The sequence below is a fragment of the Sulfurospirillum halorespirans DSM 13726 genome, assembly GCF_001723605.1.
GTDB classification, from domain to species: Bacteria; Campylobacterota; Campylobacteria; order Campylobacterales; family Sulfurospirillaceae; genus Sulfurospirillum; species Sulfurospirillum halorespirans.
Genome location: NZ_CP017111.1, coordinates 928,795 through 949,776, shown reverse-complemented (window position 1 = coordinate 949,776; position 20,982 = coordinate 928,795). Strand labels below are relative to the sequence as shown.

Genomic DNA, 20,982 nt, shown 5'->3' with positions numbered 1-20,982 from the left:
TGAACGAAAAAACAAAACAAGGAAAAGTTATGGCAGCGAAAATTACGGATATTTGTATTGCATGTGGCGCCTGTATCGATGAGTGTCCTGTGGAGGCTATTGTTGATGATAGCGAGAACCCAACGGGCGCTGAGACCTATTATGTTTTTGCAGACAAATGTGTTGAGTGTGTCGGTCATCATTCATCACCTGCATGTATCGAAGCCTGTCCAACAGAGGGCTGTATTGTTTTAGGTGCTTAATTCACACGCTTAAGGCAGTTAACCCTGCCTTTTTTCTTCTCACACTTTTTTACGTTAAACATAATCATCCTCATGGTATAGTAATGGCTTCATTTTTTGAAGGATACCTATGCGATATTTGATTGTGGTGACGCTTATTTGGGCGTTTTCATTTAGTTTTATTGGTGAAGTTTTAGCAGGAAAAATCGATAGTTATTTTGCCGTCTTGGTGCGTGTGTCGATTGCCTCACTCATCTTTTTACCTCTCACAAAATTTCGAGGTATTGCCACAGAATTAAAGCTTAAAATTATGCTGATCGGCAGTGTGCAAATAGGCATAATGTACCTCTTTTTCTACCAATCTTTTTTGTTTCTCACCGTGCATGAAGTCATTCTTTTTACCATTTTTACCCCCATGTATGTGACCTTGGTTTATGACGCGTTAAAAGCTCAATTTAAACCCCTCTACCTTGTGAGCACGGGCGTGGCGGTTTTGGGAGCGTATATCATCCGTTATCACGATGTGACATCGCAGTTTATCACCGGGTTTTTGATGGTTCAAGGGGCCAATATCTGTTTTGCCATCGGGCAAAGTGCGTATAAAAAAGTGATGGAGTCGCATCAAGACATTTCACAACGCGATGTGTTTGGGTACTTTCATTTTGGAGCCTTGATCGTCAGTTTAGTCGCGTTTGGATGGTTTGGCAACACAGAAAAACTCTCCCCAACCTTCACACAATGGGGCGTTTTACTGTGGCTGGGCATCGTAGCCTCAGGGCTTGGGTATTTTTTGTGGAACAAGGGCGCGTGCGAAGTCGATGCAGGCGTGCTTGGCATCATGAACAACGCTTTAGTTCCCGCAGGATTGGTGATGAACCTTCTGATTTGGGGAGCACCGACCAATTACACCTTGCTTGCTTTGGGAAGCGGTGTCATCGCCTTTTCGTTGTGGTTGCATCATTTTTTTATGAAACGTTACCAGACCCATTGATTTAAAAGATCGGGCACTCTTTTCCGTAGCAATACTGATTGAATCTCTTCTGATCGCATTTCGTTTCCATTTGCGCCAAAAGCTTTACATGTAAAAAGGTTTCGGAGAGCGACGAAGCGATGTTGAGCGCTGTCCAGACTTCCCTGTGGCAACAGCGCGCTGCTTCGTACTCAGCTATTTTTCCCAGTACGGCGTACGTTACTTTTTGAGCAGAGGAGCGCGCTTTTTTTGCTACAGGCGAAGACTCTAAAAGAATGGCAAAGCCGATGCCAACGCCACTTGCCGCACCGCAGATACCCAAAAACCCACACGCGCCACCCATAATGCTAGAACCTCTTGAAATCGCGGTTTTAAGTGCGCTTTCACTCACTTTGCCACCGCTGTTTTTATAGGCTGTCACGATGATGGCTGGCACCATCGCATGATGCTCTGGTCCGTGTTTTGGAATACTTGGATGCTCACGGATCTGCTGAAACAGTTTGAGCATATCGCGCTCTTTGGATGTTGCACAGATGTGCTCTATCACGCTGAGCGCCTCTTTCGCATGACACGCATCGCAGACATAATGACCCTCTTTACATGTAACGCTTTGATGACTCACACTTCCGCAGTAGTAGCATGTGGCTTCTTCAAGTGTTGCTTTATATACAAGCTCTGAGGAGCAGACCATGCAGTTATGGCGCTGTTTTGGTGGTGTTAAACTAAAAGAGAGTTTTGCCGTTGGTTTGGGACTGAGTAAAAGGCTCGGTTTGGATTCAGGTGGTGTCGCACAACAACAGCTTTGTCCCTCTTGATTGGTGACATTTCCCTTTTCATCGAGTAGAAACAGCTCGTTTTCCAACCGCTTCGCCAACGCCTCATCGATGTGTGTTTTGATGCCTTTAAACAGCACCACACCATTCTCCAATGCTAGGCTTTCGCCCACACCTTTGTAGATGACTTCCACCTGTTTTTGTTCGCTTGGCTTATGTGCCTCAAACGTGAGCGAGTAAAACGTATGCCCTTGCACTTCACGGTAAAAAAAGCGTTTGATAAGCGCAATGTTCTCAAAACCACTCTCACGAAGCAGTCCTAAAAGATGCACTTGTGTGAGTGCGCCACCGATGCACTCGCCGCTTAGTTTCGCGTCGTTGCGGATGAGCGCACTTGCCTCTTCATCGCAAATGACATCGGAGACCACAAGCCTTCCGCCCTTTTTAAGTACGCGAAAGATCTCCGCGAAGAGTTTGCGTTTGTGACTGGAAAGGTTGAGCACGCAGTTAGAGGTGATGACATCAAAACTCCCCTCTTCCTCTGGCAGTGCTTCAAGGTAGCCTTTGGCAAAGGTGAGATTGCTATACCCAAGACTTTGCGCCACCTCTTCTGCCCCACTTCGCGCTATTTTCAGCATGGATTCGAGCATATCGACACCCACAACACGTCCACTTTTCCCCACGAGTTTAGCGGCGATGAAGCACTCAATGCCTCTGCCAGAACCAAGGTCTAGCATGGATTCACCCTCTTTGAGCTTCGCATCTAAGATAGGACTGCCACAGCCGTACCCACGGAATCGCAAATGCGCAGGGATCTGTTCAAGATACTGCTCTTCGTAGCATGCAGGATTGAGGATGCTTTCCTTGTTCTCCAATGCCGCGTCATGGTAAAAGGCTTTGACAAGGCGCAACGACTCGCTCTCGCCTGTGGCAAGCAGACAGTTCGCATGGGTATGTGCCACGCCCTCGTTCGCCCCACAACTCTGCAAGATGTCGCCCATTTCCAAACACAAAGCAGGCTTTACATGTAAAGGCTCAAACCGCTTCGCTTCTTGAAAAATCAGCCACAATGCGAGCTTTTCCAAAAGCGGTTCATAGGGGTCATCGCCCATAAACGTTTTAGCATGGGAAAAACTGTGATCTAAGTCGCCTCCTCCGAGTAAAAAGCGAAGCGGAGAGGTGAGAGACGTAATCGAATGCGACGCAATCGCTTTAGCCACCCTACTTTCAAGCGCTTCGTCGATGCTTTTGCCTTCCATTAAAAGTGCGTTCTCACCGACCATCGCCGCACTCGGGTAAAAGTGCCCATCGTAGCCTAAAGCGATGGAACTGCGTCCTGAACTAGAGCCGTCATGCACCGTGCCTTTTGGGGCAAAAATTTGCGTTTTTAAGGTTTCAAAATTGTCAATAACTAAGCCTAAATTTTGTGCTTTTTCATAGGCATTAATCAGAGCATTAAAAAGCGTGTCATGCGCTATCAAGCCCTCATTTTCACCACGACCACGCGAGAAATACCACAAGAAATGCAAATGCCCCACTTGAAGTTCACTTGCCAACGCAATAATGGCTTCTAAACTCTGAATATTTAGAGGATGCAAGCAGACGGAGAGTGAGAACGAATAACCCGCTTGTTGAAGCCAAACAATGTTGCGTTCAAGCTTCTCAAAACTCCCACGTCCACGAATCGCATCGTGTTCATTAGGCAGTCCATCAAGGCTGATTTGAAAATGCAGACGAGATGTGGGGAACTCTTTACATGTAAAGAGTTTTTCAAGTAACATGCCATTGGTCAAGATGACCACTTCGGTGTCGCTGAGTGCTAAAATCAACTCCACCAACGCCAACAACTCAGGATGCACCAACGGTTCGCCACCAGAAATGATAAAAAGCCGACAGCCAAGGGTGTACGCTTCGTTTACATGTAAAATAATTTCTTCCAAACTCAGCGTATCTTTTTCGGTGGGCGAAGAGCTAAAAAGGCAGTGCGTACAGCTAAGATTGCAACGGTTGGTGAGGTGTATCCAAAACTCGTGAAGGGCTGTTTTAGACGTTTGTTTTGGCGTGTAATGCCGCGGATTTGGCTCTGAAATGCGGTGTTTTAACTGCTCAAACGCAAGGCTTTTCTCCGCACTTTGCAATAACGCGTCGGCATGTGCATTGGGCACAAACCAGTCCGCACTGTGGCGGTGTACATAAATCGGACGCTCTTCAAAAACAATTCTCTGCCAACTACTTTTCATACGCTTCTAACCTCTTTTTCACACGTTGTTTTAAAACCATCGAGACCATCACAAGCACGACCAATAAGCCAACGGAGATGTAAAACTCTTGGCTTCCAAAACTCAGCGATTGCGCTCCGATATTCGCGTACACCAAAACGCCAGGCAACATGCCCAAAAGCGTTGCGAAGAGAAAATCACGGTAGCGAATCTTTGAAAACCCTGCGCTGTAACTGATGATGTTAAACGGAACCAAAGGCACCAATCGCAACAGTAAAATCATCACAAATCCATGCTTTTGAACGCTTTTTTGAAAGTTTATCAGTTTTTCATGCGCCAATTTTTCGCGCATTTTATTGCCATACAGTCGTGCTAGGTAAAAGGACAAAGTTCCCCCACAGAGCGCACCCACGATGATGTAAACGCTTCCCCACGCAAACCCAAAAATAAGCCCACCCGCAAGAGCCAAAATACCATCAGGGAAGAAGATAAGGGGTGCGAGCGTGAAAAGAATTATGAAGATAAGCGGTGCATAGATGCCAAAGCCAAGCACAAAACTTTTGATCGATTCGACTTGCGCGTAAGAGAGCACGCCCGTTTTATAAAAGAGAAACATCAAGATGCCAAAGGCTAAAAAAAGAGTGACCTTTTTTATGCGTTATCCTTTAAGGCGCTGATTTTCTGGCGTGAACGAAAACGGTTGTACCATTTTTTAAGCGTTCCCTGTGCTTCTTGTTTCATCGCAAAATCAGGATTAAAGATGAGATCAAGTAGATGTACCCCATTTTTACCCCCTTTGCTCATCGACTCAGCGCAACTTTGGCAGTAACTGACAATGCTCTCGCACTCGGTTTGATGGGCACGAGAACGCATCTGCTCATGCGCCAAGCCCGAATGGGTCAGCTCCAACATGCCACCACTGCCACAACAGAGCGTTTTTTCACGATTCTGTTTGAACTCTTCAAAAGGCTGTCCCATCTGTGCTAAAAGCGTGCGCACATCTTGGTGAATCTCTTTTTCATAGCGCGTCGGACACGGGTCATGCAGTGCCATTTTGGGCGCATTTTTATGGCGTGCTTTTGCCGCTTCGGGCAGTCCAATTTGGGCTAATAGTGAATAGAGTGAGACGATCTTAATGTGTGGCGCGTACGTTTTGAGGCTCATAAAGCAGTTTTCGCATGCCGTCACAACGGTCGTTGCACCCATTTTTTCAAGATCACGCTCAAGCTGAGAGTGGTACGTTTTAAACTGCGCCATATCGCCCATCATGCGTGTGGGCGTGCCACAGCACTGTTGAATGATGCCAATGCCAGAGCATTTGGAACGCAAATACGAAAATACGCTATGAACAAGACTAGGAGAGTACGAGCTAAGCGCACATCCAGGCATAAATGCCATATGGGTGTACTCTCCCGTTGTAAACTTTTTTGTAGTAGAAAAAAGTCTTGAAAAACTACTTTTTTGGTGGAAGATGACCGCACCATAGCCGTATTTTTTCAACACGTTTTTATCATCTGCAAACGTTGTTTTAGAAGCGGTGAACACCTTTCCAAAGTCGATGTCTTGTGGGCACATGTGCGCGCAGAGTCCGCAGTTGGCACAGGCAAATGCCATATCGCTTGTCGGAAGTTCTGTCGTGAATTTGCTCAGCAATTTTTTGGGCGAGATGGTGAAGCCGTAGAGCATTGGACAGCCCTTCATACAGCTTCTGCAATCTACGCACGCCTTTTCATACGCGTTAATCTCACTTTCCACGATACACTCGCTTGATCAGATAGACCAAAATAGAAACGGAAAACAAAATCAAGAGTCCATAAACGATCGTCTTCGCGCCACCGCTAAGCATCTCCCCAGCGTACGAATACACAAGCGTTGCAGGTAGTTGCCCCAAACCCGTCGCAATCAAAAAAGAGCTCAGTCTCATCGAAGTCAACCCTGCGGCGTAACTGACCACATCAAACGAGATAAACGGAAGCAATCGTGCGATCACAATCGCGTAGGCTCCATGACGCTCAAAAAAAGCATCCACACTCTCCAACGCCATTTTACTCGTCAGTTTTTCGACCACCTCGCGCCCCAAAAACTTGGCGATGTAAAAACATAACAGTGCTCCAACCATAGCACTAAACCATGAAAGTGCAGCTCCGTATACCCAGCCAAACAATGCCGCATTGGCAAAGGTGATGAGAAACGCAGGCAAAGGGGCTAGTATAGCTTGAAACACCATCAGTAAAAACGAGATGAGCGGTGCTAACATGCCAAAAGAGAGAATGTACGCTTTGATAGTTTCAATGTCGAGGCTTTGAAACAGGGCAATCAACTCAAAAAAGTAATGGCGTGTCTGAGGGCAGATGAAAAAAAGGGTAAGTGCGACACCGCATAAGAGCAGTATCGCGATTTTAGAGGGTTTGAGCATTATTTGCTGACGGCTAAAACGTCTTTGATTTTATCGCGAGGCCAACCGTATTGACCGTCTTTGAGCGTTAAGAGTTGCTCTTTTTTGAGCCCTTTTTCAAGGTAAAAGTCATACGCGCGATCTGCTCCTCCACCGCCTCTTGGGCAGACGATAATCACTTTTTGATCAGGTTTAATCTGAGGAAGCAATGCCGCAAGTCGCGCTTTTTCATCCTCGGTTTTAACAGGGTACGCATACGTTTCAAGCGCACCTTTTAAGTGCTCTTCCTCAAAATCTTTTTTCTCTTGAATGTCTATAAGCACGATTTTAGAAGCGTCCTCACGCATCAACTTTGCCGTTTCCTCTGCCGTAATGTAGTTGTATTTAGCCTTTGGCTCAACTTTTCCGCCACATCCAATAAGCAATAATGCTGCAATGGATAACGCTAACAATGAAGAGAGTTTCATCGATTCTCCTAAGGGAAATGTTTACATGTAAGGGGTTATGAAAGAAGTCCAATATATCAAAAAGAGCAGTGTCATGTCATTTTGATGTACGCTTAAACCTTAAGCCGTTACATGATTTGGGTGTTATCATAAGCTATTGTGACTTAGAAAAAGGTTAACATGGTCAATGTTTATTGACTGGTTTTGCTATAATGGCGCTTTTACATGTAAGGATTTTAATCGTGCAGACTGAAAATAAGATACGAAGCTACATCGACCGTACAACGGCTTTAAACGCTTTTTTTCAAAACCCACCTTTACGCGTGGAAGAGATAGGCGATGGTAATTTAAATTTTATCTTTCGCATCAGCGATCAAAGCGGCACTTCGCTCATTCTCAAATACGCCGCACCCTATCTTAGGCTTTTGGGCAAAGACTTTCCGCTTCCGCAGAACCGTATTTGCGTCGAGATGCACACGCTTGGCTACTTTAAAAGCATTGCTCCCTCACTCATTCCAACGCTTTACCACCTCGATGAAGCCTCTTTTTGCTTTGCGATGGAAGATCTTGTGGGCTATAAACTCTTGCAAACAGCGCAGTTCGATCAGTTTATTGCGCTCTCCTTGTACGCCAAACTGGGCGCATTTTTAGCAACACTTTACACGAAAGCGCCTCCTAAACACGAAGCGAATTACTATGAAAATACCACACTCAAGCGCATTAGCGAAGAGTATATTTTCATTTTTCCATACATTGAAAACCACCCTGCGTTAATGCTGCCTTCATACTTTAACCCTGCGCCTAAAAGTGCGACTTTCCTAGAAAATATTGACGTGCTTTTAAACCTGTTTCAAAACGAAAAAGAGTGTCTGATTCACGGCGATTTGCATACAGGCTCGGTGATGATCAAACATGAAAATCTCGCCATCATCGACGCAGAATTCTCCTTTTGGGGACCGTTAGGATTTGACATCGGCACGCTGTTGGCGCACATCCTTTTTGGGGAGATTTACAACTGCTTTATGCACAAACCCGTTCAGTTTCAGCCCATCGTTCGCGCACTGTGGAAAGCGTTTGAAACGAACATGCAGAGCGTGCCTTTGCACATCATCCAACACAGCATTGGGTTTTGTGGCACTGAACTTTCGCGCCGTTTGGTCGTACCTGCCAAAGCCAAACCGCTGGAAGCAATTGAGCCATTGGAAGCTAAAACCAAAGCGTACGTGCTGTGCGAAAAACTGAGCATTGAATTGGTTGAATCCTTTTTACATGTAAAGCGTTTTGAAGATTTTATCGAGGTTGTGGAGCGGCATTTATGCGTCAAAACGCACTGATCTTTTTTATGAAAGCGCCGGTTCTTGGGCGTGTTAAAACACGTCTGGCAGAAGGTCTTGGAACCGACAATGCGACCACACTTTACTGCTTGATGTGTGAACACCTTTTGAACCTCACCGTGCCACAAAACACCGATGTCATCGTAGCGTACGATGATGAAGAGCGCACCGCTTTGCCCTCATATTTGGAGGAAAAATCACTTTTTTACCAAAGTGGAAACGACTTAGGCGAGCGTATGAAAAACGCTTTTGAAGCAGTGTTTGCCAAAGGCTATAAACGTGCGATTTTAGTGGGTTCAGACATTCCTGACGTAGATGGGCGCCTTTTAGAAGAGGCATTTACCCATCTTTGCAACCATGATGCGATCCTTTCCCCCACGGAAGATGGCGGCTACTACCTCATCGGTTTTCACGCACACACTTTTTGCAAAGAGGCGTTTGAGGGCATCACCTACAGTCAAAGCGATGTCTATGCCAACACGCTTTTAAAACTCTCGCCTCTTCGTGTCGCCAAAGGAGAAATGCTGCGTGACATCGACACGTTAGAGGACTTGCGCGCGTTTACATGTAAAGAAAAACTCTCGCCTCTAAGCAAGTTCGCGCAGGACATTTTAAGCGACCTTCCGCGCATCAGTGTCATCATTCCTGTCTATCATGAAGATGAGACACTGCTTCACACGCTTTTCCATCTCAAAGCGATGGCACACGCCCAAAACTACGAAATCATCGTGGTTGACACGCATGAAAAAACCACCGTGGAGCGTTTACATGTAAGTGCTGTTCGTGTCGCTTTTTCGTCTAAAGGCAGAAGTACGCAGATGAATGAGGGGGCGCGAAAGGCACGAGGAAAAATGCTTCTTTTTTTACATGCCGACACGCTTTTGCCCTATCATTGGGATAAAAAGATCGAAAACGCTTTACATGTAAACAAAGCGGGGGCTTTTAGCCTTGGCATTAACACCTCGCATCTGGGGCTTTTTTTCATCGAAACGATGGCAAATCTTCGCACCCAAATAACGAAAATTCCCTACGGCGATCAAGCCCATTTTTTCCAAGCTTCGTTTTTCAAAACGCTTGGAGGGTATGCGCAGATTGCATTGATGGAAGATGTGGAGATCATGAAACGGCTTAAAAAACGAGGTCAAAAAATCACTCTTATAAAGTCCAAAGTCTTTACATCACCGCGCCGATGGCATAAAGAAGGGATTTTTTATGTCACGCTTCGCAACCGTACGTTAAGCTTTTTATACTGGCTTGGCGTTTCGCCCACCAAATTTTCACGCTTTTACACACCACACCATAAAAACTGAGCACCACGCACTCTTGCGATGAAAATTTGGTCGTTTATTGAGATTTTCGCATCTTGACATGCTTTAGCAATTTAACAATAAACTGCTATAATTTTTCACCGCATAGAGGGCTCTTTAAACGTTTAATGGAAATTAAAACAGTGACAGTACCTTTTTTTAAACGAGCAATGTGGGTTCATAAACGAATGAAGGCTTTTTAATGAAACACAAAAGAGTTTCACCCGCTCAGAAGGTGCACCATGAAGCACTTATGAACCAAGCACTCTACTTGCATCAGCATTCAAAGCTAGATGAAGCGCTCTCTCTGTATGAAAAAATTTTAGCATCAGAGCCCCATCATTCCGATGCACTGCACCTTCTAGGGATGATTTACAACGCGCGCGCTCAAAGAGATAAAGCCATCACACTCCTTCAGCAAGCGCTACAGATCAAACAACATCACGTCTATTATAATAGTCTAGGTTCTGTCCTAAAAGCGCAAGGAAGGCTGGATGACGCTATAGAGGCATACACCAAAGCCTTGTCCTTAAGTCCACGCGATGCGGTCATTCATCACAATCTTGGGAACGTCCTGCATGAAAAAGGCAACATCCCTGAAGCCATAGAGGCTTATACCAAAGCGCTATCGTTCAATCCAAACTACTTCGATGCCTATTATCATCTTGGCATGGCGCTGTATGACAACCATCAAATTCAAGATGCCATCGAAGCATTTCACAAAGCTGTGCCGCTGAGTCCACACCATGCGGATCTCTATTACAACCTTGGAATTGCACTGCAAAGCAGTGATAAAATGGATGAAGCCATCGAAGCATACACCAAAGCCCTCTCTCTCAATCCAAACCATGTCGATGCTTATAATAATCTTGGCGTTTCCTTACATCACAAAGGGCATATGGATCAAGCCATCAAAGTCTTTATCAAAACGTTATCCCTCAATCCACACTATGCTGATGCCTATTACAATCTTGGGAACGTATTGCAGAGTCAAAAAAAGTTCACGCATGCCATCGAAGCCTTCACCAAAGCCTTATCGCTCAATCCACAGTATGTCGATGCCTATAACAATCTTGGCGTTACGCTCAAAGCTCAAGGAAATGCAGATCAAGCCATAGAGGCATACACCAAAGCCTTATCGCTCAATCCAAACCACGCAGGTGTCTATAATAACCTTGCAACAGCACTGAAATCTCAAGATAAGATTGATGATGCCATAGAGGCATACACCAAAGCCTTGTCGCTAAACCCCCAGTATGTCGATGCTTATAATAATCTTGGCAATGCCCTCTACGATAAGGGGGCAATTGACGAGGCGCTTCGTGCGTATGCAAAAGCCTTATCGCTCGCTCCACAGCATGCGGATGCCCATTGGAATCAAGCTTTAGCCCTACTGCTTTTAGGTAAAGTGAAAGAGGGATTTGAAGGGTATGAGTACCGCTGGGGAGTAGAAGGTAGCCTCAAAAGATTTAAACGTACTTTTGCAGAGCCTCTGTGGCTAGGTAAAGAAGCTCTAAGCGGGAAAACCATACTGATTCATAGTGAGCAAGGACTGGGCGATACGGTGCAGTTTTGCAGGTATATTGAGCTATTAGCCCATCAAGGCGCTCACGTCATCTTTGAAGTTCAAAAGCCTTTGGTGCGGTTACTTCAAAACCTTCAAGGAGTCGGTACCCTCATTGAAAAAGGCTTACCGCTTCCAGCGTTTGATTACCACGCTCCATTGTTAAGCTTACCGCATGCGTTTGGGACAACCTTAGAAACCATTCCACATCACATTCCTTACATCGAGGTGGATCAGGCACAGATTCATCTTTGGAAAAAGAGATTAGGTGAAAAAAGGGCGTTACGGGTAGGCGTGGTTTGGAACGGTGGTTTCCGAGCCAATCAACCCGAGCTGTGGACAGCCAATAATCGCAGAAACATCCCTCTAGAGCTGATCGTTACACTAAACAGAGCCGATATAGATTTCTACTCGTTACAAAAAGGAGATCCTGCACAAAGTGAACTCAAAGAGCGCCGCCATGAACTATGGAAGAGCGATAATCTTTTTAACTTTATGGATGATGTGGATGATTTTGCCGATACCGCAGGACTTATTTCTCAACTGGATCTCATTATATCCGTCGATACGTCAACAGCGCATTTAGCAGCCGCTATGGGAAAGCCCGTATGGCTTTTGAACCGCTTGGATACCTGCTGGAGATGGATGTTGCACACAGAGGATTCGCCTTGGTATCCCACGCTTCGTCTTTTTAGACAAACCGCTTTTGGCGATTGGGACGGCGTGATACAAAGGGTTAAAGAAGCGTTAGATACACTTGCCAAGCGCGCGTAAATTCACGCTTTCATTGCTTTCGTGTGTGTGGTGGTTTCAATGTGTTCTCTAAACGATTTATATCGAAATTAAATTCTGTATAATAGACTTTTTGTCTAATTTAAAACTTTAGGAAAACTATGCTACACGGTATCTTGACCCTTTTACTCTTCCAATTTGTCGGAGAGTGCATCAGTAAACTGTTTATGCTCAAAATCCCAGGAGCCATCATCGGTATGGTCTTGCTTTTGCTCTTTTTGATGCTCCGAAAAGGGAGTTTTCCAGCCCTTGATAGCTCGGTGTTTTGGCTACTGCGCTATTTGCCCCTTTTCATTATTCCTGCCGCCGCAGGCATCATCACCCAATTTGAGACGATCTCAAACGAGCTTTTTGCCATTCTTGCGTCCTTGATCGTGGGAACCTTTTTAGCCCTCGCGTTTAGTGTCAAACTCATGGATGTGTTGATCTCGCGCAAGGAGAGAAAATGAACGTTGACGCACTGATCGCTTATGTGATGAATACGCCTCTAAGCTGGATTATTATCACCCTAAGTGCTTATAAAATCGGGATTATTATTTACGAAAAAACAGGTAAACACGCGCTATTGCAACCCATTGTTATCGCGTATGTCATCATGCTTCCCATTCTTATCGTGGCGCAAATTCCTTACAAACAGTATTTTGAGTCGGTCAGCATTTTGCACTTTTTTCTAGGACCTGCCACGGTTGCCTTAGCGCTTCCGTTGTATAAAAATCTCAAATTGATTCAGTCCTATTTTCTGCCCATTCTCATCACGCTCGCTTTTGGCGGCATCTTTACCATTCTCAGCGCTGTTGCCATTTTATGGCTCTTTGGCGCTTCTAAGATCACGATGCTCTCGATGACCACCAAGTCGGTCACGGCGCCCATTACGCTTATCACCGCGCATGACATTGGCGCCAATGCCGCTTTAGCCATCGGATTTGTCGTCATCACAGGACTTTTGGGAGCACTCTTTGGTACGTTCATTTTTAAACTCCTAAAGATCAAACACGACGCCGCCAAAGGCTTCGCCCTCGGACTCATCTCACACGCCGTAGGCACAGCCCGAGCCTTCGAGATCAGCGAAAATGCCGCGGCATTTTCAGCCTTAGCGATGGGGTTGATTGGGGTGTTTATCGCCGTTTTATTGCCAATTGTGATTGGGTTTTTGTAGCTTTACATGTAAGGGGTCCCCTGAGAAAACGGAATATATAGTACGTTAAGAGAAATTACCTTGCAGGGATCCACCTGTAGAGTGTAGCAATTGAAACCCCTAGATCCTTTGCTACATCTTTTGGAAGCGCTCCAGCTGCTAATAATTTTTTAGCATTTGCAAGTTTGCTATCTGTCATACTTCTTTTTCTTCCACCAACTCTTCCCAGTTTTTTTGCAGCAGCAAGTCCAGCTTTCGTTCGCTCAACAATGAGTTCTCTTTCCATTTGAGCTAAAGATGCAATGACATGAAAAAAGAATCTTCCGCTTAGTGTTGATGTGTCAATGGAGTCCGTTAAGCTTTTGAAATGGATATTCTTTGAGCTTAAATGTGCCACAAGATCAATTAAACTTTTTAAACTCTTGAGTATATTTCTGACCTTTGTTGACCATCTTATTAATCCTCTTTTATTATGTAGAAATCTTATCATTTCTGTGTCCTAATAAGTGTAGCCAGATCAGTTTCCTCTTTAGGACATCATGAAACTTTTACATGTAAAACGCTTGTGAACGCTACGTCAGAAATTTTGCAGAAAAGAAAACTACACTTGCAGAATGTTTTACATGTAAACTATGATGGTTAAAAGTTTAGCCCAGCCCCCCTATTTTTTGAAGTATAAAGGTTAAAAACTCCTTTAGAAGTTTTTAACCTAACTTGAATGTAAATTTATATTTGCAAAAGAGATAAATCCGCCCTAAGCAAGGCGGATTAGAGATTATTTTTTATCTAGCAAATGCATCTTCCAGCTACTATTTACTTTCCAGTCTATCGGGTGGCAAGACGTGCAAGTGTTTAACTTTTGCGGATGATGTACGGCATGACATGACTGACATTGTAGCATTTCATTGTCTTTGTTATGAGCGCCTTCGTGTGGGTTAGACTTACCATAGTGTGAGGTCTTTTTCCTGATCTCATCTACCTTATGACAGCCTGTGCACTGCTCGTTTGTAAAGCCTCTTTGTGGTGTTGGGATCTCAAAGTTGCCAGTTGCATACATCTTAAGCTCATTTAGTTGCTCTCCTATAGTTGGAACGTGACAACCATGACATGTTACATTTGCGTCATTATGCTTTTTGGCAAGCATATCTCCCTTTACAAAAGAGTCGTACTCTGGCTGCATGTTGTGGCACATGATACAAAATCCAGCTTTGTGGCTAGCTTTTTCTACCTGATGAAACGCAAAAAACCCCACGATAGCAGCTACTACTACTAGTCCTATTAATATATATATTCTTTTCTCACTCATGCTCTTTTTCCTTTTGCGTTTGCCGCAGCCTGATAGCCTGCTAAGCGTCCGTAGCATAGGCATGTTGCATGGCTAGTACCAGCTAAAACTACTGGATAATCGCCCAAAAAGCGTCCACCCATAACATTGCCGCAGGCATAAAGTCCTGCAATTTCGTTATAGTCAGTATCGAGTACATTTGCGGTACTTGGTTCAACAGTAAAACCACCCATGACAACTAGGCTTGCACCCACACCCATCTTGCCAGCATAAAACGGCGCGTGGCGAACTGGGAACATTCTCTTGGCAGTCTTGCCAAAATCATCATCATGACCCTTGTCGCATAGCTCGTTATAGCGTTTTGTAGTCGCTAAAAACTGCATTTGTGCCTTTTTGTTATCAGGATAGAGCATATTAGCAAGCTCTTCTATGCTGTTTGCTTTTACGACATCAGGCATCTCTTCAAGATCTTTTACCGATATATACGATGTTTTGCCTATCGCCCACTGGCAGTCAGGTGGAAGTTTTGGATTATCCTCTGGTGCTACACAGTGATTTACACTACCGTGCGATACGCCCATAAACCCAACTTGCTCTGGAAATTTAGCGTCAAACACCTGCCAGCCAAAGCCTCCTGGCTGACGAGAGATTGGCTGGGTAACTTGCTGTCCGCTTATATCTTCATTTGTAAAGCGTTCTCCCTTTGCATTCGTAAGCAAAAACGCATCAACACCAAGTGGTCCGCCAAGAGTGTGAGCAACTGGTGCGTGCGGTCCGTCTTCTAGCTTTGCACCTATCCATGAGCCTAGCTTGTGTCCGTCTCCTGTGTTTGTTGGGTGGTTTTTGTAATCCACGTTTGGAAATGGACAGAAGAAATTTGCCACATACGGTACAAACGTTTTTACCATCTCATGGTCATTCATATAATCGCCTGAGGCTAAAATTACCGATTTAGCATTTATCTTGATATATGAGCCATCAGCCATATCTTGTGCGATTACTCCTTGCATTTTGCCAGTGGTTTTATCACGAAGCAGTTTTTGTGCGCGAGTTTTAAAGATATACTTTGTGCCTTGCTCTATAGACTTTTTATAAACTAGCTCCATCATTGGCTCTTGACTAGGCAAAAATGTCATAACGGTTGGATAAGTTGGACTATTTTCTTTGCTTCGATCGTATGCAGCCGGGAGTGGATAGTGCATGAGCATCAAATTTATCTTATTTCTATCAAGCTGCGTATCAGTTTCAAACATAAAATGCACCGCAGGTGCAAGGTCTATCATCCAGTCAAAGTCCTCGCCGCTGTGATCCGCCCAATAGTTCCATACACGTTGATCGGCGCGGTATCCCATCTGTTTTAAATGCTCGTTTATGGCTTCATGCTTATCATATGTTATACCAACCTGTCTTTGATATTTATTTCCAAGAGTGCCGTACTGACCGCTTCTAACCTGAAATCGACCAGCTTTTTCTATCACGATGACTCTTGCACCTTTTTCACTAGCAGCGCGCGCAGCATGGAGCCCAGAGGCGCCAGCACCGATGATAAGCACATCAGTATCAAGTGTCCCTTTGATCTCTTTTTCTGAAATTTGTGGCTCAACACCTAGCCACTTTGGCACCTCAGGTCCTTTTGAGACCTCCTTTTTTGGAGGGATAAGGTGGTTGTCTGGGTTTTCACAGCCTGTTAGCAGTGCCGATCCGGCTGCAACCGAACCAAGTGTGAGCACACCACTACGTTTAAAAAACGTGCGGCGTGGTAATTCATTTTTTTCTATCATTTTATACTCCTTTCTTAAAATTTTATTTTAATATGTCAAAGTCATAAGATACTCTTAGCCAAAGCTCCTCGTCTGTCGTTTTGCCATCAGAGCCACCGCTAGTGTATTTTAGTTTTCTATCCATAGTTTCATAAATAGCAGATAGCTTTAAGCCTTTGACCGCAGGGACTTTGTAGGTAACTTGTGTATCCCATCCCTCTACATCTATCCTTGTGCCAGGTGCTTGACCATGCAAACCGCCTGCGCGGACGTTGCTGCCGTTATGCTGCTCGCCATACCAGTAGTCAGCATCTAGCCTAAGACCCTTAACGCCTACATTGCTAAGATCGTAGCCTACGCTAAGCTTATGTAACTCCATACCCGCAAATGACATAAACAAAAATGGACCATAAATCGGAGTGGCTGTAAATGCCCCACAATCGTTGCCTATGCCTTGAAGTGCAGCTTGATTTTTGCTAACAGTTGAGTATGCGTATCCAAAATCAAAGCCATAAGCGTTATATAGTCCCACCATGCCTGTGTAGTAGTTGCCATCAAAGTCATAATTCTCTTTTAAAGTGCCGGTTGTTCTTGAACCTTTATACATAGCGTTTATGCCAACCATTGCATTTTCAAAAAGCGCAGGCGTTTTGTAGCCAGCTGCTGCAAAGTAAAAGTTTATATCACCCTTTGTCACGTTGTCATATTCAAGATCCGATACATTTGCGTAAGCAGCCGTGAGCGAGACGCTTGGAACTCCATTATATGTTACAAATGAGTTAAAGATGTTATCAAATTTATAAGCAAAAGGTCCAAAGCCACCGATGATAACTTTATCTTTAAATTCTGGTGCACCATCATCGCTGGATACGCCTGTTACAGCCCTTGATCTACCGGCAAATTTCCAAAAGTCAGCCAAACCAATAACAGTATCGATGCTATCAAGCTTTATCCTAGTGCTCACGCCCTCAAATGCCTCTTTGTAGCCTACATCTGTGTTTGTAGCAACAAGTGGTGGTACGAGTCCAGTGTATTTTGAGTTGTAGTACTGACGACCGATTTTAAGGTCAATGAAGTCACGTTTGTATTCGAGATAAGCTTCTGATAATGCTGCACCTTCGCTATTCCAGTCGTATGCGAAATAATCTTTTGCAGCACTTGATGGAGCAAAATTTGCTAAGCCCTGAGCTGTAAGACCTACCCTAAAATCATTGTAAAAACCAGTCAAAAATCTGAGCTCAGCGCCAATGCCACCAATATGTTGGCGAATTCTATTTGTTGCGCTAGCTGGTGGAAAGTACTCAGTTGAATCCATATCATAGTATGAAAATACAGTTCCACTCATCGTGCTTGCTTTCAAGGCCTCTGCAAGGCTATCGCTAGCATTTACACTACAGAATCCCATAGCCATAAGTGTAGCGAAACTAAGAGTGAGATTGCACTTGCCTTTTGTCAAAAAACATGTTAACATCATAAACCTTTTTAATTTTTTTTGGGCACATTTTGCAAGAGAGCCGTAAGCTCAGTTTGTTTAATAATGCCACTTGTTTTGAAGCCCGTTGCACCGGGCTATCATTATGAGCGCCAAAGATCAATACCGCGTTACGTAAAAATTTCCCCCCTTAACTTTTGATATCCTCCTTAGATTTATTAACAAAAACATAATTTTAACGCGTAGGCTTATTAAAAACGGCAAGATTTTGGCAACATTTCTAAAAATATTTTTTTAGTTATAAATTTTTAGAATATGATAAGGTTTGGTAACATTTTGGTAACATTACATAAAAATATTTTTTAGTTCTAAATTTTTATAATTTGGTAAGATTTCGGTATAATCACTACGTATGGTAGAAATTTTACTTATAGAAGACGATCTTGATCTGGCTGAGCTTTTAAAATATGCTTTGGCAAAAAGTGAGATTGGCATAACTATAGTCACAAATCCACTTGAAGGACTTAAAATTTTAAACGAAAAAAATACCTTCGATACTATGATAGAAATTTTACTTATAGAAGACGATCTTGATCTGGCTGAGCTTTTAAAATATGCTTTGGCAAAAAGTGAGATTGGCGTAACGATAGCCACAAATCCGCTTGAAGGACTTAAAATTTTAAACGAAAAAAGTACCTTCGATGCATTGGTACTTGATCTGGGCTTGCCCGATATGGACGGTCTTGAAGTGTGCAAAAATGTTAGGCGGACCTATCTGTCGCTACCTATAATTATATCATCGGCTCGCACCGAGACACTAGATAAGATAAAAGGGTTTGAGCTTGGGGCAGATGATTATGTGACAAAGCCGTATGAGCCCATAGAACTTGCTTTTAGGCTAAGGTCCATATTACGCCGAGGGATACTGGTTAGCAATGACTCCAAAACTTTTTTAGTCGATAAACAAAGACGTATCATTGTAAAGAATAAAGAGGAAATAGCACCAACAAAATTGGAATTTGATATTTTTACCTACCTTTATGAAAAAGAGGGGATAGTTATACCAAGAGAAGATATTTTGATACATTTAGGTCAGTCAAAATTTCAAAGTGGACTAAAAAGTATTGATGTAGCTATAGGGCGCCTACGCCAAAAAATTGGAGATGATCCTCAAAATCCACGCTTTATTCACTCTGTGCGCGGTATAGGGTATAAATTTATCAATGGGTAGTATATCTATAGTCAAATTAATATCATTTTTCTTTTTTGTAGCTCTAATTACAATAAATTCGGCATTTTTTATCGAATCCAATAGACAAATAAGAGATGCGGAGTACTTTACTTACCAGCGCTTTATGTTAGGTATGCGCATACGCGGACAAGAAGATGGCAATATAACTCAACAGCTAGAGCAAATCGGACTTAAAGACAGTAGCCTTAACCCTAGTGAGATTAGGCAAAACGGTGAGAAAATTTTTAGCGATTCATATGCTGATATGATAAGATACAATAAAAAGCTTTATTTTGTGCCTAGATTTTTTTCTGTAGATTCTGAAATGCTATCTCAAATTATGGCTGCGGCAGGGCTTGCCCCATCAAGAAGTAGTATCATTAGGAACGGGGTGCCTTTAGAAAATTTAAAAGAACTCTCTTCACCTAGAATTTGGATACTTTGGTTTATAGTAAATAGTGTAATGATGGCTTTTTTTATAGCCGTTTTAAGAAAGCTGCTAAAACTTAGAAATTTAAAAAATTTGATAAGGGAAACAGGAGAAAAAGATAAATTTAAACCGATAAAAATAGAAGCAAATGATGAAATAGGCCAAATCGCCAGCGAATTTAATGCGACAATGCAAAAACTATATACACTAAAGGAAGCCAGAGCACTATTTTTACGCAATATTTTGCACGAATTTCGCAACCCGATAATGAAGGGGCGGATTATGGCGGACGTGATAGCTGAGCTCTTACAAGATGATAAATTTAAAAATATATTAAAAAAAATTTTTATACGACTTGAAATAATATTGGGCGAAGTCGTCAAGGTAGAAAAACTTGTATCCAATGAATGGGCATTTAAAAAAAATAAACACCGAGTCATAGATATCATTGATCACTCAATAGATCTACTTTTATTAAAAGATACGAGTCGCATAGAAGTGCGAGCGGACAACAAAATAAGTGCGGTAGAGGTTGATTTTGAACTTTACGCAACTGGCGTTAAAAATTTAATTGACAATGCTTTAAAATACTCTAGTGGCAAAGTTCTTGTAAGCATAGATAAAAATACGGTCTGCATAAGTAGCATAGGAGAGAAGCTTGAGGCAGAAAGACTTGATTTTGAAAGGGCTTTTAACAGAAAGGTAGAGGCGTCAAATTCAGGGCTGGGTCTTGGACTTTATATAGCAAATCAAATTTTTAAAAAACATGGTCATACCTTAAAATACAAGTACGAAGATGGTAAAAATAATTTTCTGATTTATTCCATAAATTAATTTTAAAAAAGGATTGTTTTTATTACAGCAGCTTTGGGCGATACAGCTAAAATTAATAACTATTAATGCGAGCCGAAATTCCAAAAAACTGATTTAAGACATTGTAAAAATCGGCGACATTCGGACAGCAAATCACAAAGAAGGTATTGACAAATATGGTATTAATCAATGGAGCAACTTTCGTTTTACAAATTCTTTTTGGAAATCAATGAATATGGATAAACTAGATTCATTAAAATGATTAAAACTACCACTGTCTTCTAAATTAGCCTAATTAATATTTCGTAATCATCTGCCTAAAAATCTCATACAATTCGGGGAACATTTCAAAGCCTTCAATGCCTAAGAAATGTCCGCCACGTGGGATTTCTAGAAGGGCGCTGTCGAGTTTGATGCCCAGTTCTTTACTGATGAAAGAGGGAACGTACATATCGTTGTCAGAGAAAATGACGTGCTTTTGGAGGATGTTGCGTGAGAGTTTGGCGTAGTCAAGTTTGGTGTCAACAAACGCGTCAAGGTTGGGGAAAATTTCGAGGGGTTTATCAAATGGGGAGACTAAGATCATGCCGCCAAGAGCAAAACTCTCAGGGAGTGCGTCAAGGTAGCGCAAAAGGGTGATACAGCCTAGACTGTGCGCGATGATAAACGTCTCATTATTCGGCGTGCCGATCTTGTCGCGAAGTTTTTCAAGCCACGCCTCAACCTGCGGTGTTTCGGACATCGGCATGCGTAGCAGTGCCACCTCTATGCCGTACACGGTATGAACTTTCTCAACAAACCACGGAAACCAATGGTCATTGGACGAAGCGGAATAGCCATGAATAATGTAAACTTTTTTCATTCAAGCCTCTTAT

At 43.2% G+C, this 20,982-nt stretch carries 19 protein-coding genes; 9 read left to right on the top strand and 10 right to left on the bottom strand.

Translation table 11 applies throughout. From position 1 onward, the window contains the following. The first annotated feature begins 29 nt into the window (after positions 1-29). Together SHALO_RS04670 and SHALO_RS04665 are read left to right on the top strand one after the other, a co-directional pair. Positions 30-242, top strand: a complete 213-nt coding sequence (locus SHALO_RS04670; RefSeq protein ID WP_051492669.1) for a 4Fe-4S dicluster domain-containing protein — start codon at positions 30-32, stop codon at positions 240-242. 109 nt (positions 243-351) lie between these two features. Continuing rightward, complete coding sequence (locus tag SHALO_RS04665; RefSeq protein WP_069477569.1) at positions 352-1,212, top strand: EamA family transporter; 861 nt, start codon at positions 352-354, stop codon at positions 1,210-1,212. 1 nt (position 1,213) lies between these two features. Here SHALO_RS04665 and SHALO_RS04660 read toward each other — a convergent pair whose 3' ends face one another. Genes SHALO_RS04660 through SHALO_RS04640 form a run of 5 tightly spaced genes read right to left on the bottom strand, consistent with a single transcriptional unit; the run spans position 1,214 to position 7,045 of the window. Then, on the bottom strand, positions 1,214-4,204 hold the full coding sequence (locus SHALO_RS04660; RefSeq protein ID WP_069477568.1) for a DUF5714 domain-containing protein: 2,991 nt from the start codon (positions 4,202-4,204) through the stop codon (positions 1,214-1,216). Beyond that, positions 4,194-4,799 (bottom strand): TVP38/TMEM64 family protein, encoded by a 606-nt coding sequence (locus SHALO_RS04655; protein ID WP_069477567.1) that lies wholly within the window; start codon positions 4,797-4,799, stop codon positions 4,194-4,196. Before SHALO_RS04655 ends, SHALO_RS04660 begins: the two co-directional genes overlap by 11 nt. A 35-nt stretch (positions 4,800-4,834) precedes the next feature. Next, positions 4,835-5,869: a heterodisulfide reductase-related iron-sulfur binding cluster gene (locus SHALO_RS04650; protein ID WP_069477566.1), complete on the bottom strand. Its 1,035-nt coding sequence runs from the start codon at positions 5,867-5,869 to the stop codon at positions 4,835-4,837. Between the two features lie 58 nt (positions 5,870-5,927). Beyond that, positions 5,928-6,599 (bottom strand): TVP38/TMEM64 family protein, encoded by a 672-nt coding sequence (locus tag SHALO_RS04645; protein ID WP_069477565.1) that lies wholly within the window; start codon positions 6,597-6,599, stop codon positions 5,928-5,930. Continuing rightward, entirely contained in the window at positions 6,599-7,045 is a 447-nt protein-coding gene (locus SHALO_RS04640; RefSeq protein ID WP_069477564.1) for a rhodanese-like domain-containing protein, read from the bottom strand. The genes SHALO_RS04645 and SHALO_RS04640 overlap by 1 nt, the downstream gene beginning before the upstream one ends. Before the next feature lie 221 nt (positions 7,046-7,266). Here SHALO_RS04640 and SHALO_RS04635 point away from each other — a divergent pair, with 221 nt between their 5' ends. The 5 genes from SHALO_RS04635 to SHALO_RS04615 all read left to right on the top strand — a co-directional run bounded on the left by SHALO_RS04635 (position 7,267) and on the right by SHALO_RS04615 (position 13,177). Further along, entirely contained in the window at positions 7,267-8,358 is a 1,092-nt protein-coding gene (locus tag SHALO_RS04635; RefSeq protein ID WP_069477563.1) for a phosphotransferase, read from the top strand. Continuing rightward, a complete protein-coding gene (locus tag SHALO_RS15335) occupies positions 8,340-9,668 on the top strand; it encodes a TIGR04283 family arsenosugar biosynthesis glycosyltransferase (RefSeq protein WP_069477562.1) in 1,329 nt (442 codons plus the stop codon). Before SHALO_RS04635 ends, SHALO_RS15335 begins: the two co-directional genes overlap by 19 nt. Positions 9,669-9,867: 199 nt before the next feature. After that, on the top strand, positions 9,868-12,003 hold the full coding sequence (locus SHALO_RS04625) for a tetratricopeptide repeat protein (RefSeq protein ID WP_084010712.1): 2,136 nt from the start codon (positions 9,868-9,870) through the stop codon (positions 12,001-12,003). A 119-nt stretch (positions 12,004-12,122) separates the two neighbouring features. Further along, complete coding sequence (locus SHALO_RS04620; protein ID WP_069477561.1) at positions 12,123-12,470, top strand: CidA/LrgA family protein; 348 nt, start codon at positions 12,123-12,125, stop codon at positions 12,468-12,470. Beyond that, positions 12,467-13,177 carry an LrgB family protein gene (locus SHALO_RS04615; protein ID WP_069477560.1) on the top strand — a complete coding sequence of 237 codons (711 nt, stop codon included), beginning with the start codon at positions 12,467-12,469 and terminating at the stop codon, positions 13,175-13,177. The genes SHALO_RS04620 and SHALO_RS04615 overlap by 4 nt, the downstream gene beginning before the upstream one ends. Positions 13,178-13,232: 55 nt before the next feature. Here the strand turns inward: SHALO_RS04615 and SHALO_RS04610 are convergent, their stop codons facing one another. The 4 genes from SHALO_RS04610 to SHALO_RS04595 form a co-directional block, all read right to left on the bottom strand. Then, a complete protein-coding gene (locus SHALO_RS04610) occupies positions 13,233-13,646 on the bottom strand; it encodes a recombinase family protein (RefSeq protein WP_069477559.1) in 414 nt (137 codons plus the stop codon). 285 nt (positions 13,647-13,931) lie between these two features. Further along, positions 13,932-14,462 (bottom strand): cytochrome c3 family protein, encoded by a 531-nt coding sequence (locus tag SHALO_RS04605; RefSeq protein WP_069477558.1) that lies wholly within the window; start codon positions 14,460-14,462, stop codon positions 13,932-13,934. Further along, positions 14,459-16,222, bottom strand: coding sequence for an FAD-dependent oxidoreductase (locus SHALO_RS04600; RefSeq protein ID WP_069477557.1), 1,764 nt, complete (start codon positions 16,220-16,222; stop codon positions 14,459-14,461). Before SHALO_RS04600 ends, SHALO_RS04605 begins: the two co-directional genes overlap by 4 nt. A gap of 22 nt (positions 16,223-16,244) precedes the next feature. After that, positions 16,245-17,546, bottom strand: coding sequence for a metalloid reductase RarA (locus SHALO_RS04595; protein WP_168156743.1), 1,302 nt, complete (start codon positions 17,544-17,546; stop codon positions 16,245-16,247). A gap of 499 nt (positions 17,547-18,045) precedes the next feature. On the opposite strand from SHALO_RS04595, the gene SHALO_RS04590 reads away from it, so the two are divergent. After that, a complete protein-coding gene (locus tag SHALO_RS04590) occupies positions 18,046-18,864 on the top strand; it encodes a response regulator transcription factor (RefSeq protein ID WP_145923229.1) in 819 nt (272 codons plus the stop codon). Next, the gene (locus tag SHALO_RS04585) at positions 18,857-20,128 is read left to right on the top strand and encodes an ArsS family sensor histidine kinase (RefSeq protein WP_069477555.1); all 1,272 of its coding nucleotides are present in this window, start codon (positions 18,857-18,859) and stop codon (positions 20,126-20,128) included. The genes SHALO_RS04590 and SHALO_RS04585 overlap by 8 nt, the downstream gene beginning before the upstream one ends. Before the next feature lie 274 nt (positions 20,129-20,402). On the opposite strand, the gene SHALO_RS04580 is transcribed toward SHALO_RS04585, so the two are convergent. Further along, entirely contained in the window at positions 20,403-20,969 is a 567-nt protein-coding gene (locus tag SHALO_RS04580; protein WP_069477554.1) for an RBBP9/YdeN family alpha/beta hydrolase, read from the bottom strand. Positions 20,970-20,982: the final 13 nt, after the last annotated feature.

Coding starts and splice junctions, on each gene's coding strand:
- SHALO_RS04650 (WP_069477566.1), bottom strand. CDS start 5,869: ATGCTCTACGGCTTCACCATCTCGCCCAAAAAATTGCTGAGCAAATTC.
- SHALO_RS04655 (WP_069477567.1), bottom strand. CDS start 4,799: ATGTTTCTCTTTTATAAAACGGGCGTGCTCTCTTACGCGCAAGTCGAA.
- SHALO_RS04670 (WP_051492669.1), top strand. CDS start 30: ATGGCAGCGAAAATTACGGATATTTGTATTGCATGTGGCGCCTGTATC.
- SHALO_RS04580 (WP_069477554.1), bottom strand. CDS start 20,969: ATGAAAAAAGTTTACATTATTCATGGCTATTCCGCTTCGTCCAATGAC.
- SHALO_RS04645 (WP_069477565.1), bottom strand. CDS start 6,599: ATGCTCAAACCCTCTAAAATCGCGATACTGCTCTTATGCGGTGTCGCA.
- SHALO_RS04595 (WP_168156743.1), bottom strand. CDS start 17,546: ATGAGTGGAACTGTATTTTCATACTATGATATGGATTCAACTGAGTAC.
- SHALO_RS04605 (WP_069477558.1), bottom strand. CDS start 14,462: ATGAGTGAGAAAAGAATATATATATTAATAGGACTAGTAGTAGTAGCT.
- SHALO_RS04600 (WP_069477557.1), bottom strand. CDS start 16,222: ATGATAGAAAAAAATGAATTACCACGCCGCACGTTTTTTAAACGTAGT.
- SHALO_RS04590 (WP_145923229.1), top strand. CDS start 18,046: ATGGTAGAAATTTTACTTATAGAAGACGATCTTGATCTGGCTGAGCTT.
- SHALO_RS04660 (WP_069477568.1), bottom strand. CDS start 4,204: ATGAAAAGTAGTTGGCAGAGAATTGTTTTTGAAGAGCGTCCGATTTAT.
- SHALO_RS04615 (WP_069477560.1), top strand. CDS start 12,467: ATGAACGTTGACGCACTGATCGCTTATGTGATGAATACGCCTCTAAGC.
- SHALO_RS04620 (WP_069477561.1), top strand. CDS start 12,123: ATGCTACACGGTATCTTGACCCTTTTACTCTTCCAATTTGTCGGAGAG.
- SHALO_RS04665 (WP_069477569.1), top strand. CDS start 352: ATGCGATATTTGATTGTGGTGACGCTTATTTGGGCGTTTTCATTTAGT.
- SHALO_RS04625 (WP_084010712.1), top strand. CDS start 9,868: ATGAAACACAAAAGAGTTTCACCCGCTCAGAAGGTGCACCATGAAGCA.
- SHALO_RS04640 (WP_069477564.1), bottom strand. CDS start 7,045: ATGAAACTCTCTTCATTGTTAGCGTTATCCATTGCAGCATTATTGCTT.
- SHALO_RS04610 (WP_069477559.1), bottom strand. CDS start 13,646: ATGATAAGATTTCTACATAATAAAAGAGGATTAATAAGATGGTCAACA.
- SHALO_RS04585 (WP_069477555.1), top strand. CDS start 18,857: ATGGGTAGTATATCTATAGTCAAATTAATATCATTTTTCTTTTTTGTA.
- SHALO_RS15335 (WP_069477562.1), top strand. CDS start 8,340: ATGCGTCAAAACGCACTGATCTTTTTTATGAAAGCGCCGGTTCTTGGG.